This is a genomic window from Mesorhizobium sp. CA7 (genome assembly GCF_020165015.1).
In the GTDB taxonomy this organism is placed as follows: domain Bacteria; phylum Pseudomonadota; class Alphaproteobacteria; order Rhizobiales; family Rhizobiaceae; genus Mesorhizobium.
The window spans coordinates 53,662-67,988 of the sequence record NZ_JAIUHH010000009.1 but is presented as its reverse complement, the minus strand read 5'-3'; the positions used below and the strand labels follow the sequence as shown (position 1 = coordinate 67,988).

14 protein-coding genes and 1 tRNA gene are annotated in these 14,327 nt (G+C 65.0%); 3 read left to right on the top strand and 12 right to left on the bottom strand.

Annotated features, from left to right (window positions below; all coding sequences use genetic code 11):
• Nucleotides 1–116 precede the first annotated feature (116 nt).
• The 4 genes from LB552_RS17530 to rsfS form a co-directional block, all read right to left on the bottom strand.
• Complete coding sequence (locus tag LB552_RS17530; protein ID WP_176477009.1) at nucleotides 117–1,448, bottom strand: S41 family peptidase; 1,332 nt, start codon at nucleotides 1,446–1,448, stop codon at nucleotides 117–119.
• A gap of 1 nt (nucleotide 1,449) precedes the next feature.
• Complete coding sequence (locus tag LB552_RS17525; RefSeq protein ID WP_224608720.1) at nucleotides 1,450–2,784, bottom strand: murein hydrolase activator EnvC family protein; 1,335 nt, start codon at nucleotides 2,782–2,784, stop codon at nucleotides 1,450–1,452.
• A 196-nt stretch (nucleotides 2,785–2,980) separates the two neighbouring features.
• Nucleotides 2,981–3,463: a 23S rRNA (pseudouridine(1915)-N(3))-methyltransferase RlmH gene (rlmH, locus tag LB552_RS17520; protein ID WP_224608717.1), complete on the bottom strand. Its 483-nt coding sequence runs from the start codon at nucleotides 3,461–3,463 to the stop codon at nucleotides 2,981–2,983.
• A 62-nt stretch (nucleotides 3,464–3,525) separates the two neighbouring features.
• A complete protein-coding gene (gene rsfS, locus LB552_RS17515; RefSeq protein WP_095767215.1) occupies nucleotides 3,526–3,903 on the bottom strand; it encodes a ribosome silencing factor in 378 nt (125 codons plus the stop codon).
• Nucleotides 3,904–4,146: 243 nt separating this feature from the next.
• On the opposite strand from rsfS, the gene LB552_RS17510 reads away from it, so the two are divergent.
• On the top strand, nucleotides 4,147–4,998 hold the full coding sequence (locus LB552_RS17510; RefSeq protein ID WP_095767214.1) for a mechanosensitive ion channel family protein: 852 nt from the start codon (nucleotides 4,147–4,149) through the stop codon (nucleotides 4,996–4,998).
• Between the two features lie 27 nt (nucleotides 4,999–5,025).
• On the opposite strand, the gene LB552_RS17505 is transcribed toward LB552_RS17510, so the two are convergent.
• From LB552_RS17505 to obgE, 5 genes are all read right to left on the bottom strand, one after another.
• Complete coding sequence (locus LB552_RS17505) at nucleotides 5,026–6,312, bottom strand: MFS transporter (RefSeq protein ID WP_140841784.1); 1,287 nt, start codon at nucleotides 6,310–6,312, stop codon at nucleotides 5,026–5,028.
• A 252-nt stretch (nucleotides 6,313–6,564) separates the two neighbouring features.
• Nucleotides 6,565–7,152 carry a nicotinate-nucleotide adenylyltransferase gene (locus LB552_RS17500; protein ID WP_224608714.1) on the bottom strand — a complete coding sequence of 196 codons (588 nt, stop codon included), beginning with the start codon at nucleotides 7,150–7,152 and terminating at the stop codon, nucleotides 6,565–6,567.
• 247 nt (nucleotides 7,153–7,399) lie between these two features.
• Nucleotides 7,400–8,686 (bottom strand): glutamate-5-semialdehyde dehydrogenase, encoded by a 1,287-nt coding sequence (locus tag LB552_RS17495; RefSeq protein ID WP_224608711.1) that lies wholly within the window; start codon nucleotides 8,684–8,686, stop codon nucleotides 7,400–7,402.
• Nucleotides 8,687–8,706: 20 nt separating this feature from the next.
• On the bottom strand, nucleotides 8,707–9,846 hold the full coding sequence (gene proB / locus LB552_RS17490; protein WP_224608708.1) for a glutamate 5-kinase: 1,140 nt from the start codon (nucleotides 9,844–9,846) through the stop codon (nucleotides 8,707–8,709).
• Nucleotides 9,847–9,851: 5 nt separating this feature from the next.
• Nucleotides 9,852–10,880: a GTPase ObgE gene (gene obgE / locus LB552_RS17485; protein WP_224608706.1), complete on the bottom strand. Its 1,029-nt coding sequence runs from the start codon at nucleotides 10,878–10,880 to the stop codon at nucleotides 9,852–9,854.
• 142 nt (nucleotides 10,881–11,022) lie between these two features.
• Between obgE and LB552_RS17480 the strand changes: the two genes are divergently transcribed.
• A complete protein-coding gene (locus LB552_RS17480; RefSeq protein WP_140841794.1) occupies nucleotides 11,023–11,886 on the top strand; it encodes an endonuclease/exonuclease/phosphatase family protein in 864 nt (287 codons plus the stop codon).
• 183 nt (nucleotides 11,887–12,069) lie between these two features.
• Here LB552_RS17480 and LB552_RS17475 read toward each other — a convergent pair whose 3' ends face one another.
• The 3 genes from LB552_RS17475 to LB552_RS17465 all read right to left on the bottom strand — a co-directional run bounded on the left by LB552_RS17475 (nucleotide 12,070) and on the right by LB552_RS17465 (nucleotide 13,867).
• Complete coding sequence (locus tag LB552_RS17475; RefSeq protein WP_224608702.1) at nucleotides 12,070–12,657, bottom strand: GNAT family N-acetyltransferase; 588 nt, start codon at nucleotides 12,655–12,657, stop codon at nucleotides 12,070–12,072.
• Between the two features lie 126 nt (nucleotides 12,658–12,783).
• Nucleotides 12,784–13,053 (bottom strand): 50S ribosomal protein L27, encoded by a 270-nt coding sequence (gene rpmA / locus LB552_RS17470; protein ID WP_095767205.1) that lies wholly within the window; start codon nucleotides 13,051–13,053, stop codon nucleotides 12,784–12,786.
• A 115-nt stretch (nucleotides 13,054–13,168) separates the two neighbouring features.
• A complete protein-coding gene (locus LB552_RS17465; RefSeq protein WP_224549419.1) occupies nucleotides 13,169–13,867 on the bottom strand; it encodes a 50S ribosomal protein L21 in 699 nt (232 codons plus the stop codon).
• 326 nt (nucleotides 13,868–14,193) lie between these two features.
• Between LB552_RS17465 and LB552_RS17460 the strand changes: the two genes are divergently transcribed.
• Nucleotides 14,194–14,283: transfer RNA gene (locus LB552_RS17460), tRNA-Ser, on the top strand.
• Nucleotides 14,284–14,327 lie beyond the last annotated feature (44 nt).

The window sequence follows — 14,327 nt, the reverse complement described above, 5'->3', positions numbered from 1 at the left end:
CGCGATACCCAGAAGCGTGGCGCCCCGACCGCTGTCCCCGAATCAAACTGCCGGAACCTCGCGGCCCCGGCAGCATTGCATTGCTTCTCGCAGCCGGCCAGAGCCGGACCACCGCATTACTGGTTCAGCACGGCCTTGTCCGGGTTCGGCGGGAACGACGGATCGGTCTTTTCGCCGCGCAGAAGCTGCTCGGCATAGATCAGCTGCAGGTCGTTCTTCGGATCCGGCGGCACATAGGCGGCCGAGCCCGAGCCGGTGGAGCTCTCGTCGGCGCCCTTGATGTGGCCCTTGAGGTCGGATTCGCCGCGGGTCAGATCGCGGCCCTGCAGATCCGGGGGCAACGGCTGGTCGACCTTGATGTCGGGCGTGATGCCCTTGCCCTGGATCGACTTGCCCGACGGCGTGTAATAGAGCGCCGTAGTCAGCCTGAGCGCGCCGTTCTCGCCGAGCGGGATGATGGTCTGCACCGAGCCCTTGCCGAAGGACTGCGTGCCGACCACCGTGACGCGGCGCAGATCCTGCAGCGCGCCGGCGACGATTTCCGAGGCGCTCGCCGAGCCGCCATTGACCAGCACGATCATCGGCTTGCCGTTGATGTCATCGACCTGCTTCGGCTTGGCGTCGAAGCGGGTGACGTCCTTCGGATCGCGGCCGCGCGTCGAGACGATCTCGCCGCGCTTGAGGAAGGCGTCCGACACGCTGACCGCCTGGTCGAGCAGGCCGCCCGGATTGAGGCGCAGGTCGAGCACATAGCCCTTTAGCTTGTCGTTCGGCACCTGCTTCTTGATGTTCTCGATGGCGTTCTCGAGATCGTCATAGGTCTTCTCGGTGAAGGAGGTGATCTTCATGTAGCCGATGTCGTTCTCGACCCGGTACTTCACCGCCTTGACCTTGATGATGTCGCGCACCACCGTCAGCTCGATCGGCTTGTCGGCGCCCTGGCGCAGGATGGTGAGCTTGATCGGCGTGTTGACCGGCCCGCGCATCTTCTCGACCGCGTCGTTGAGGGTGAGGCCGCGAACCTCCTCGCCGTCGATCTTGGCGATGTAATCGCCGGAAAGCACTCCCGCCTTGGCGGCCGGCGTGTCGTCGATCGGCGTGATCACCTTGACGAGGTCGTTTTCCATGGTGACCTCGATGCCGAGGCCGCCGAACTCGCCCTTTGTCTGCACGCGCATGTCCTGCGCCTGCTCGGCATTCATATAGGAGGAGTGCGGGTCGAGCGAGGACAGCATGCCGTTGATGGCGTTCTCGACCAGCGATTTATCGTCCGGCGGCGTCACATAATTGGCGCGCACGCGTTCGAAGATGTCGCCGAAGATCGCCAGCTGCTTGTAGGTTTCCGAACCCGCAGCATTCGCCGCCGAACCCGGTGCGCCGTAGACCAGGCTCATTGCCGATGCGCCCATCAGCGCGCCGGCAAACAGAAGCGACAGTTTCCGCATCATTTCACGTCCTTCCAGAAAATCGGTCCGCCCACCATGGGGCCGGATCGACGGGTTTTCCATCCTTGCGGAACTCAACATAGAGTTCCAGCGCCGCATTTCCATTTCGCGAGGCCGAGGTGCTTGCCACCCGGGCCTCTCCCATCGCGCCGATCGGCTCTCCTGCGAGCACCGACTGTCCGGTCGCGACGCTGATTCTGCTCATCCCCGCCAGAACGACATGATACCCGTCGCCTGCGTTGAGGATCAAGAGTTGACCATAGGAGCGAAACGGCCCCGCATAAAGCACGTTTCCATCCGCCGGCGCGGTGACGATGGCTCCCGATTGTGTCGCAACCATGTCGCCTTGCATCGCCGCGCCATTGCCGTCGTCGGCGCCGAAACGCAGCTTGATCTTGCCGATGACCGGCAACGCGATCTGGCCTTGCAATGCCGAGAACGGCGCCGATCCCGTGAGACGGTTCGCTTCCGGCACCGGCAGCGCAGCGAGCTCGGTGGTCGAGGCCGTGGTGTCGTTGTCCGCCGATTTGCGCTCGCCCGCCTTGGCCTGGTCCTGCGCCTTGCGCGCCTTGTCGGCCTCCAGCGAGGCGATCAGGTCCTTGAGGCTGCTCGCCTTCGCCGCCAGCTGCTGCGAGTGCTGCTGCTCGGCCGCCATCGCGGCCTGGGTATCGGCCTGCAGTTTTTTCTTGGCTTCGAGCAGCATGGTGAGCCGCTTCTTCTCCGCCGTCTGGTCGGTGACGGCGGCGGTCAACCTGGCCCGCTCGGCCTCGATCGAGGCCGTCACACGCGTCTGCTCCTTGAGATCGGCCATCAGCCGGTCGGTCTGCTGGCGCAGTTCCGGCACCACCGTGCCGAGCAGGATGGCGCTGCGCACCGACGACAGCGCATCCTCGGGCTTGACCAGGATCGCCGGGGGCGGATTGAGCCCCATGCGCTGCAATGCGCCGAGCACTTCGGCCAGCACGTCGCGCCGCGCCATGAGCGAGGCGCGCAGCTTATTTTGCTCGGCCTTCAGCCCTTCGAGCTTGGCGCCGATGTCCTCGATGTCCTGACCGAGCTTCTGCTCCGTCATCGCCGACTGGATGAGCGCCGCGGTGATCGAAGCATAGTCCTTGCGCACCGAAGCGATGTCGGCGGCGAGCTTGCCCAGCCGCTCCGACGAGAGCGTGATCTCCTTGGAAACCTGCTCGTATTCGGCCCGGCTCTGATCCGGGTCGGGCGCAAGGTCGAGCGAATTTTCGGCCGCCTGGACCGGACCGAGCGCGACCAGGGCGGCGACAAGGGTCAAGCCGCAGCGGCCGCGCCAGGCGCGCGTAATCGGGTACCAGCCTTCAGACATCAGGCCCCTAACCTATCCGCCGCTTCGTTAACGAACCATCAACCATGTTGAAAGCGCCGCTCAGAGCAATTCCAGGAAAAGTGTGTAACGGTTTTCCGTCCGGAATTGCGTAAACCAGAATACCCCGTTGCCGCGCGATTGAGGCAGAAATCCTGGCGTGGGCCGGCAATCCCCAGCTTCTTGGCCGTCGAGCCATTCACGAACGATGATAGGGGTGACCCGCCAGGATCGTCGCTATCCGGTAAAGCTGCTCGCCCAGCATGACGCGCACCAGTTGGTGCGGCCAGGTCAGCGCGCCGAAGGACAGCACCAGGTCGGCCTGCTCGCGCAGGGATCTGTCATGGCCGTCGGCACCGCCGATCGCGACGACCAGCGCCTTGCGGCCGCCGTCGCGCAACTGGCCGATGCGGGCGGCCAGGTCTTCCGAGGAAAGCGACTTGCCGCGTTCGTCGAGCAGGATGAGAACAGCGCCCGACTGCAACTGCGCCTGCAGCTTCTGGCCTTCCTCGCGGCGGCGCTCGTCGGCGCTCTGTCCGCGGCTCTCGGGGACCTCGACAATGCCGGCAAATTCCAGCCCGACCGCGGGCCCGCTCTTGGCGAAGCGCTCGAAATAGCGGTCGGCGAGTTCTCTCTCGGGACCGGTTTTCATCCGGCCCACGGCATGAACGGTAATCTTCATCCTCGCCCCGGCGAGCTTGTCCTAATGCGTACCGTGACGGTTCACGGCAGGCGGATCAAGGCTCAGTGCAAGGTCTCTTCCTCCAGGTCCGGCGCCTGCCACATCTTTTCGAGATTGTAGAACTCGCGGACTTCGGGGCGGAAGACATGGACGATGATGTCGCCCGAATCGATCAGGACCCAGTCGGCGCTGGCCAGCCCCTCGACGCGCGCATTGCCGAGGCCGGCATCCTTCAGCGCCTTGAGGAGATGATCGGCGACAGCCGAGACATGACGGTGCGATCGGCCCGAGGCGATGACCATATAGTCGCCTAGGCTCGATTTTCCCTGGATGTCGATTGAGACGATGTTTTCGGCCTTGGAGTCTTCCAGACTGGCAAGGACTGTGTCGATGGCGAGGGACGCGGCGTCGTTTCCGCTGATCCCTGCCGGCGAAGGCATGATGTCAGCCTTCTTCCGCAGTGCTGTTCTCAGTGTGTTTCCTTTCCCAACAAGAACAACCAAATCACCAGGCAAATCAGGTGACACCACTTAGATAGGCAGAGTTCCGTTGCAGTTTCAAGACGGGCGCCTTCGAAGCGTGATTCCGCGCGATGTTGAGGAGGCGCTCCGCCAAGCCGCAAAAGGCGGGAACCGATGCCAGACGCACGGGTTATCGGCGCATTGACCAACGGGATACCCGCCATGCCCACCGACCCGCAAAGCGCCCTCATTACCATCCAGGCCGGGCTTGCGCAGCTGAGCACGCTGATCGTCTCCTATTCCTTCTCGGCCGTCGGCGCCGTCATCCTCCTGGTTGTCGGATATCTCGTGGCCGGGCTTGCCGAGCGCTCGATCTATGCCGGCCTCGGCCACATCCACGGCTTCGATGAGACCTTGCGGCATTTCTTCTCGCAGGTCGTGCGTTACGCCATCCTGATCCTTGTGGTCATCATGGTGCTCGGCCAATTCGGCGTGCAGACCGCCTCCATCATTGCGGCAATAGGCGCTGCCGGCCTGGCCATCGGGCTGGCGCTGCAAGGCACGCTGCAGAACATCGCCGCCGGCATCATGCTTCTGGCGCTCAGGCCCTTCCGCATCGGCGAATATGTTGAGGTCGGCGCGATTGCCGGCACCATCGAGGAGATCGGTCTCTTCGCCACCAAGCTGCGCTCCGTCGACGGTGTCTATGTGATGGCGCCCAACTCGACGCTGTGGAACCAGCCGGTGCGCAATTTCACCCGCAACGGCGTGCGGCGCACCGACGTCACCTTGAGCATCGGCTCGTGGAATGACATCGACCGCGCGCAAAAAACGCTGCTTGCCATCGCCGCCGCCGAAAAGCGCATCCGGCGCGAACCAGCGCCGATCGCCTTCGTGGCCAGCCTCGGCGACACCACCGTTTCGCTCACCTTGCGCTACTGGACGTCGGCCGCCGACTATTTCTCGACCCAGATCGACATGACCAAGCGCGCCAAGCAGGCCTTCGATACCGAGGGCATCTCGATCCCGCTGCCGCCTCCGGAAATGCCGGCGCCGGAGGCGCGCAAGCAATAGTCTCACCGGTTCTTCAGTGCCGGTTCTTCACTTGGAAGTGACCGCCTCATCCTGCGCGAAGGCTAGCTCCACCGGCAGGGGCGTCTGCGCCGACATTGGCGCGAAACTGCCGGTTGTGGCCGCGGGTGTCGGCCGGCCGGCCATCACGCGCCACAGCACGAACAGGCAGAAGGCCGATGCGATGACGATGCCGACATAGATGAAGGTCGCGGTGCCGAAGACGGCGGAAAGCGCCGTCACGATGCCGGGCACGATGAAGCCGGCCAGCGACCAGGCGAACAGCATCGAGCTCGACAGCGCCAGAAGCTCGTCCTTGCCGGCGCGGTCGGCGGCATGCGCGCTGGAGAGCGCGTAGATCGATTCCGACGCTCCGTCCCAGATGAGATAGATCACCACCAACGCCATCAGCGCGCCGCCGTCGAAGACGATGGCAAGCACGCTGGCGATCGCCGCGAGCGCCGCCGCGCCCGCCAGCACGTAGCGCCGGTCGGTGCGGTCGGATATCCAGCCGAGCGGAATCTGCAGGATCAGCGTGCCGACCGGCATCGCCGACAACAGCAGCGCGACGTCGGCCTGACTGTAGCCCTTGGCGGTGGCATGGATCGGCGCGAAGCCGGAGACGATCATCGACAGGCCGCCGACGGCGAGCATGCCGGCGACACCGACCGGCGAGATGCGCCAGGCGCGGCGCAACGCCACCGATGCGGCCTGCGGCGCCGGCGGCTGCGCCAGCCGCGTCATGCCGACCGGCAGGATGGAAAGCGCCGTGAAGGTGATGCCGATCAGCGCCGCCGCGGCCGTGTGGATGTCGATCGCGGCGAGCGTCGCATAACCCACGCCTAGCCCGCCTATATAGGCGACATAGAACACCGCCATCACCCGGCCGCGAATCGAATTCGGCAAGGCATCGTTCAGCCAGCTCTGCGCGACGATGAACAGCCCGCAGATGGCGAAGCCGTAAAGCGCCCGCGCGGCGATCCATAGGAGCGGTATCGGCCCGGCGCCGATCGCCGCATTGGAAAGAGCGATCAGCGCCGAAAGCACCATGAAGGCGCGGGCGTGACCCACTCGCTTGACGAGCGGCCCGGTCAGGATGCAGCCGGCCAGCCCGCCGGCCGAAAGCCCGGTGACGATCAGCCCGGCCCAGGTCGGGTCGAACCCGTCGGCGCCGAGGCGCACCGGGATATAAGCGAACATCAGTCCATTGCCGATCGCGATCAGCGCCATCGACACGATGACGCTGGCAATGGCGATCAGCGGCGCCGATTGCGCGGCGCGGGCGGGTTCGGTTGTGGTGGGGTTCTGCTTCAGCATGCTTGTGCAGCTTGGTCTACGGACAGGAAAAAAGCCGCCGTAAAAGCGACATGGCCGGACTTCCCTTCCCCTCTTGTGGGGGAAGGTGGATTGCCGCGAAGCGGCAAGACGGATGAGGGGTGTTCCAGCGGAGTGAGACGTCGGCGACCTCGTCGCTAGACAAAACGGTGTCGCCAAGCTGGAACACCCCTCATCCGTCTCGGCGCTATCGCGCCGATCCACCTTCTCCCCCTGGGGGAGAAGGTAAAAGCTCTATCCCTTCGCCGCCTTACGGAGCGCGGTGGAGGAGAGTGAGGAGCGCGGACCGTGGATGAAGGTCCAGGCAGGCGCCGGCATGCGGGCAAGCAGCGGCGCGTCGCCCTCATCGATACGGGCATAGTCGAAGGTTTTGGCGACGACCGACGATAGGAAGGAGAGCGTGGCGCCCGGACGGTCGATGACCGCGATCGGGAAGGTCAGCACGATCTCGCGCCACCGCTGCCAGCGGTGGAAGTCGCGCAATGAGTCCGCGCCCATGATCCAGACGAAATCCACACCCGGGTTGCGCGCCTTGACCAGGGCAAGCGTGTCGGCGGTGTAGCGCGCATGCTGCGCCGCCTCGAAGGCGGTGACCTTGATCTTCGGGTTCCTGGCGATCTTTTCGGACAGCTCGACACGTTCGGCGAGCGGCGCCAGTTCGCGCGCGCTTTTCAGCGGATTGCCGGGCGTCACCATCCACCAAAGCTGGTCGAGCGCGAGCCTTCTCAACGCGATCTCGGCGACCAGCGCATGACCGGCATGCGGCGGATTGAACGAACCGCCGAACAGACCCACCGTCAACCCCCTGGCGGCATGGGGCATGCGGATGTAGCGAGCGGGAACGATGGGCTGAGGGGACGAAAGCACCGTGCTAGCCCCCCCTCTCTGGCCTGCCGGCCATCTCCCCCTCAAGGGGGGAGATCAGATGTCGCCGCGACTTTCGCCAATCGCCGGCGTTGCAAGCCGAGCGCCGGCGCCGAAGCTGCCAATCTCCCCCCTTGAGGGGGAGATGGCCGGCAGGCCAGAGGGGGGGGCCTTGGCGCAAAGGCTCACACTCTAGCGGCAAGCGTCAAGGCCTCACCTGTCCAGACCCGCGCACGCGGTATTTGAACGAGGTGAGCTGCTCGACACCGACCGGTCCGCGTGCATGCATCTTGCCGGTGGCGATGCCGATCTCGGCGCCCATGCCGAACTCGCCGCCATCGGCGAACTGCGTCGAAGCATTGTGCAAGAGGATCGCCGAGTCGATCTCGTTGAAGAAGCGCTCAACCGCAGCCGTATCCTCGGCGACGATCGCCTCGGTGTGGTGCGAGGAAAACGTCTCGATATGCTCGATCGCGCCGGCGACGCCGTCGACCAGCTTCACCGCGATGATGGCGTCGAGATATTCCGTCACCCAGTCGGCATCGGTCGCCGGACTGGCGTCGGCGAAAGCTTTCATCACTTCGGCGTCGGCGTGGATCTCGCAGCCGGCGGCGCGCAGCGCTTCCAGGATCGGCACCAGATGCGTGGAGGCCGCCGCGCGGTCGACCAGCAAGGTCTCGGCCGCGCCGCAGACGCCTGTCCGCCGCATCTTGGCGTTGACGGCGATATTGAGCGCCATGTCGAGATCGGCCGAGCGGTCGACATAGAGATGGCAGATGCCTTCGAGATGCGCGAAGACCGGTATCCGCGCCTCGGTCTGCACGCGCCCGACCAGGCTTTTGCCGCCGCGCGGGATGATGACGTCGAGATTGCCGCCCAGACCTTTCAGCATCTCGCCGACGGCGGCGCGGTCGGTGGTCGGCACCAGCTGGATGGCGTCCCGCGGCAGGCCAGCGGCCTTCAGCCCCTCGATCATGCAGGCGTGGATCGCGGCCGAGGAATTGAGCGAGTCCGAGCCGCCGCGCAGGATCACCGGATTGCCCGCCTTGAGGCAGAGCGCGCCGGCGTCCGCCGTCACATTCGGGCGGCTCTCATAGATGACGCCGATGACGCCGAGCGGCGTGCGCACGCGTTCGATGCGGAGCCCATTCGGCCGGTCCCAGGCCGCAATGGTTTCGCCGACCGGATCCTTGAGCGCGGCGATCTCGCGAATGCCGTCGGCCATCGCCTGGATGCGCGAGGGATTGAGCTTCAGCCGGTCCATGAACGAACCGGACAGGCCGGCCTCCTCGCCATTCGACGTATCGATGGTGTTGGCGTCGAGAATGGCCTGCTCGTTGCGCAGGATCGCTTCGGCCATGGCAACCAGCGCATCGTTCTTGGCCCTGGTGGAAGCGACGGCCAACGGTCGGGCGGCGGCGCGAGCGCGACGGCCGATATCGGCCATCAGCGCCACAGTGTCTTCGCCGGACTTTTCATGCAGCTTCAGCATGGTTCATCCCTCCGCCCCACCTAGTCGTCGGCCAATACTTGGTCGCCGGCAACGCTTACCACAAGGTCGTCGCGATGGATCATCGCCGATCGCGCCTCGTAGCCGAGCACATTTTCGATCTCGGCCGTCTTCAGGCCTGCGATCCTTACGGCATCGGCGGCATCGTAGGCAACCAGCCCGCGCGCGATCTCGCGGCCCTCCGGCGACAGGATCGCCACCGTATCGCCGCGCGAGAAATTGCCGCTGACCAGCTTGACGCCGGCAGCCAGCAGCGACTTGCCCGACATGAGCGCACCGACGGCGCCGGCATCGACGGTGAGCCGGCCGGCCGGTTCGAGCTGCCCGGCGATCCAGGTCTTGTAACCCTTCACCGGATTGGGGCTCGGCCTGAAAAAGGTCGAGCGTTCGCCGCGTTCGATCGCCATCAGCGGCGACAGCCTGGTGCCAGAGGTGATGATCATGGCGGTGCCGGCGGCATTGGCGATCTTGCCGGCGTCGAGCTTGGTGCGCATGCCGCCGCGCGACAGTTCGGAGGCGGCCGCGCCCGCCATCGCCTCGATATCCGGCGTGATGCGGTCGACCACCGGGATGAACTTCGCTTGCGGATCCTTGGCCGGCGGCGCCGTGTAGAGCCCGTCAATGTCGGAAAGCAGCACCAGCAGGTCGGCGCCCATCATCGTCGCCACCCGCGCCGCCAGCCGATCGTTGTCGCCATAGCGGATTTCCGACGTCGCCACCGTGTCGTTCTCGTTGATGACCGGCACCGCCTTCATCTTGAGCAGGGTCGAGATCGTCGCGCGCGCATTGAGATAGCGGCGGCGTTCCTCCGTATCGCCGAGGGTCAAAAGGATCTGGCCCGACTTCAGCCCGTCCTTGCCGAGCGCGTCCGACCAGGCGCCGGCAAGCGCGATCTGACCGACGGCGGCCGCCGCCTGGCTCTCCTCGAGCTTCAGCGCGCGTCTGCCGAGGCCGAGAATGGTGCGCCCGAGCGCGATGGCGCCCGAGGAGACGACGAGCACCTCCGCGCCCGCATCGGCAAGCACCGCAATATCGCCGGCAAGCGAGGTCAGCCAGTCGCGCTTCAAACCTGTCGCGCGGTCGACGAGCAGCGCCGAACCGATCTTCACTGTGATGCGCCGGTATGATCTCAGCGATTTCATGGGTCTTATCGCCAGCGCGTGTCGACAGGAGCCGGAACGGCATCGCGCGCTTGCGCGACCACCGTCATCAGCGCGCGCAGCACGGCCTCGACGCCTTCGCCGGTGACGGCCGAAAGCAGCATCGGCGCGCGGCCGGCGGCGCGCTTCAGCGAGGCCGCCTTCTTCTTGCGGGCGTCCGCGTCGAGGATGTCGACCTGGCTGAGCGCGACGATCTCAACCTTGTCGGTCAGCCCATGGCCATAGGCTTCGAGCTCGGCGCGCACCGTCTTATACGCCTTGCCGGGATTTTCCTCCTGTGCGGAGACGAGGTGCAGCAGCACGCGGGTGCGCTCGACATGGCCGAGGAAGCGGTCGCCGATGCCCACCCCCTCATGCGCCCCCTCGATCAGGCCGGGAATGTCGGCGAGCACGAACTCGCGGCCGTCGATGCGAGCGACGCCGAGGCCGGGATAGAGCGTGGTGAACGGATAGTCGGCGATCTTCGGCTTGGCCGCGGTGACGGCCGCAAGGAAGGTCGACTTGCCGGCGTTGGGCAGGCCGACCAGGCCGGCATCTGCGATCAGCTTGAGCCGGAGCCAGATGCTCAGCTCCTCGCCCGGCAGGCCGGGATTGGCGCGCCGCGGCGCCTGGTTGGTCGAGGTCTTGAAATGCTGGTTGCCGAAGCCGCCATTGCCGCCCTTGGCAAGCAGGAAGCGCTGGCCGACGACGGTCAGGTCGCAGATCAGCGTCTCATTGTCCTCGGCAAAGATCTGCGTGCCGGCCGGCACTTTCAGCGTGATGTCGGCGCCCTTGGCCCCGGTCATGTTGCGGCCCATGCCGTGCATGCCGGTCTTGGCCTTGAAATGCTGCTGGTAGCGATAGTCGATCAGCGTGTTCAGCCCGTCGACCGCTTCCGCCCACACATCGCCGCCGCGGCCGCCATCGCCGCCATCCGGCCCGCCGAACTCGATGAACTTTTCGCGCCGGAACGACACCGATCCGGCACCGCCATCGCCGGAACGGATGTAAACCTTGGCTTGGTCGAGGAATTTCATCGTTTCAAGTTTCTGCTATTGCACTTGCGGGATTGCTCTAAACCAAGGCAGAGCCGAGGGCGAGGCCGAATTGCGACTAAAGCGCCGGATGCCCTTTCGGCGCGCACGCGGTAGCACTGGCGGGGACTAAAGGGGCGCGGGAATGAAGATCGTTTCCTACAACATCCAATACGGCATCGGCCTCGACCGCAAATACGATGTCGGGCGCATCGCCGACGCCGTGCGCGGCGCCGACGTAATCGCGCTGCAGGAAGTGACCCGCAACAACCCGCGCAACGGCGACCGCGACATGGTGGCCGAGATCAGCGAGGCGCTGCCCGATTATTTTGCCGCTTATGGCAGCAATTTCGAGGTCAATATCGGCTCGCGCCTCGAGAACGGCCGCGCCATCTCGACCTCCTTCCAGCTCGGCAACATGGTGCTGTCGAAGACACCCATTCATCTGTCGCGCAATCTCCTTCTGCCGCGCAGCCGCAGCCTCGAGGCCATGAACTTCCAGCGCGGCGCGCTCGAAGCGCTGATCGAGACGCCGCTCGGCTTCATCCGCTTCTACTCCACCCATCTCGACCACCGCAGCCCGGTCGAGCGCCAGAGCCAGATCCGCTTCCTGCGCCAGCGCCTCCTGAACTATGCGCTCGAAGGCGGCGGCCTGTCGGGCATTCCCGAGATCGGCCTGCCGGACCTGCCCTATCCGGAAGCCTTCATCGTCATGGGCGACTTCAACATGCTGCCGGGCTCGCCCGAATACGTCGAGCTCGCCGGCCGCCCGGACCATGAGTTTGGCATGCCGCTGACCGCCGATCTTGCCGTCGACGTCGCCCAGCGCCTTGCCGTCGCCGACCTCGTCACCTGGGTCGACCCCGACCGCCCAGACGACAAAAGCCGCCACAAATGCATCGACTACATCTTCACCAGCGCTTCGCTGGCCAGATCGCTGAAGCGTCTATGGTCCGACCGGGACGCCGTCGGCTCCGATCACCTGCCGCTCTGGGCCGAGCTGGGCTGAATTCTGAACTCCCCCTCATCTGGCCGCTACGCGCCACCTTCTCCCCGAGGGGAGAAGAGGTTGGCGTCGGCGCCTACCAGCTCCTCTCCCCTTGGGGAGAGGTCGGATTGCTCCGAATTGCCCTTTGCAATTCGGCTGGCAATCCGGGTGAGGGGGCGCTTGCCCAGCCCTGTGAAGCAATCGTCAAAAATGAATCCAATTCCTCAGGCTCGTCCAGGTCTTCCTGTCGAGCCTGTAGCGCTCGACCGGCACCTGGCCCGCGACGATCGAGTTCAGCATGCCCTGGCCGGCATACTGGAAGCCGCATTTGTGGATGACCCGGCGTGAGGCCGGATTGATCACCCTTGTCGAGGCATGCAGCACCTGGATCGAGGTCCGCTGGAAGGCGAGGTCGACCAGGGCGTGCGCGGCCTCGGTGGCATAGCCGCGCTTCCAGTAAGGCTCGCCGATCCAGTAGCCCAGTTCCAAGCCGCGATCGGTGGTGTTGAGCCCGGCGCAGCCGACGAAGGTGCCGGTATCCTTGAGCGTCAGGGCATAGACGATGCCGGCGCGGCGCGACGCCGCCATGGCGAGGAAGGTGCGGCCCTCGGCTTCGCCATAGGGATGCGGCATGCGGGCCAGCATTTCGGCGACATGCCGGTTGTCGGCCAGCGTGACGAGTTGCTCGAGATCGCTCTCGCGCGGGGCGCGCATGCCCAGTCGCTCGGTGGTCAGCTCCGGGCAATCGATCGCGTAACTTTCGTCTTCGGAGTCTTCCGCTTCGGCAACCATTTTAGTCCTCCAGGGCAAGAAAAAATGAAAAAGGAGAGAGGGCAAACCCATCTCTCCTGATCCTTTTCCTGGCCTGGCCAGACACCGGTTCCCGAGATGGGCGCCGGTGTTATGGTGCGGAACCGGCTACTCCGCTGCTTTGGTAATCGGGTTCACCGATACGTAGGTTCGGCCGTTGGCTTTCTTGTTGAAGGTGACTGCGCCGGCTTCGAGCGCAAAAAGGGTGTGGTCCGTGCCCATGCCAACATTGGTGCCCGGATGCCATTGCGTGCCGCGCTGACGAATAATGATGTTGCCGGCGATGACGGCTTCGCCGCCGAACTTCTTCACGCCGAGACGCTTGGAGTGCGAATCGCGACCGTTGCGCGACGAACCGCCAGCTTTCTTGTGTGCCATTTGACTAACTCCGATGCGCCCTGAGGCGCTTGAATGGTCTTATGAACGCGTTCGCGTTCCGTTTCAAGTGCGCACCGGCGACGATTGTCGCCGGGCCATCTTATTTCAACCTGCCTTACTTCTTCGCCAGTTCCTTGGCCTGCTCGCGCCAGTCCTTGATCTGGTCGGTGCTGAACGGCATGTGCTCGTCGATCTTGGCGACATCCTTGTCGGTGAGCTTGGCGAGCTGCGCGAAGGTGACGATGCCCTGTTCGGCGAGGTCCTTCGCCGCGACCGGGCCGATGCCCTTGATCACGGTCAGGTCATCCGGCTCGCCCTTCGGCGCCTTGAACAGCGGCGCGGCCTTTGCCTCTTCGCCGGAAGCGGCCTCAGACTTGGGCTCCTTCTTGGCCTTGGCCTCCTTCGGAGCGGCTTCGGCCTTTGCCTCGGCGGCGACTTCCGCCTTGGCTTCGGGGGCCTTGGCCTCTGCCTTGGCGGCGGCCTTCTTCGACGGCTTGGCGCCGCCCAGCAGGATCTCGGCGATCCTGACGGTGGTCAAAAGCTGGCGGTGGCCGATCTTGCGGCGCGAATTCTGGCGGCGGCGCTTCTTGAAAGCGATGACGGTGCGGTTCTTACCCTGCTCGACGACTTCCGCCGTGACCAGAGCGCCATCGACGAACGGCGCGCCGAAGGTGACATTCTCGCCCTCGCCATGCGCGAGCACATTGCCGATCTCGACGATGTCGCCGACCTTGGCTTCGAGTTTCTCGATCTTCAGGAGATCGTTGGCGGCGACGCGATACTGCTTGCCGCCCGTTTTGATGACTGCGAACATTTTTTGCCTTTCGCTGTTCGGTCGGCCTCGATGAACCGCCTCGGGCGGTTCGGCCGTCTTTTTGTCAGTCTGCGGGTTCAAAAAACAAGCGGCGCGGAAAAGCCTCCACGCCGAATGCGGGCTGTCCCTAACCGAAGGTTGCGCCGGAGTCAAGGCAAGCGGCTTGTCCTTGGAGAGGCCGCGAGCGACGTTGCCGGCAAATATCGTTCCGTCCCGTCGCAATCGCTTTTTGCGGAAGCTGGAAATCGGGCGAATAGGGCCTTGTAACCGGAGCAGTCAGCCGTTATCTAGTGCGCCGCGCCGGCAACGGCCGACCATGACCTCGCGGAGAGGTGGCAGAGTGGTCGAATGCACCGCACTCGAAATGCGGCATACTCGCAAGGGTATCGGGGGTTCGAATCCCTCCCTCTCCGCCATCCTGCTTCGCTCTCCGAGCTTGGCAGGACCAGCGCAGTCTTCC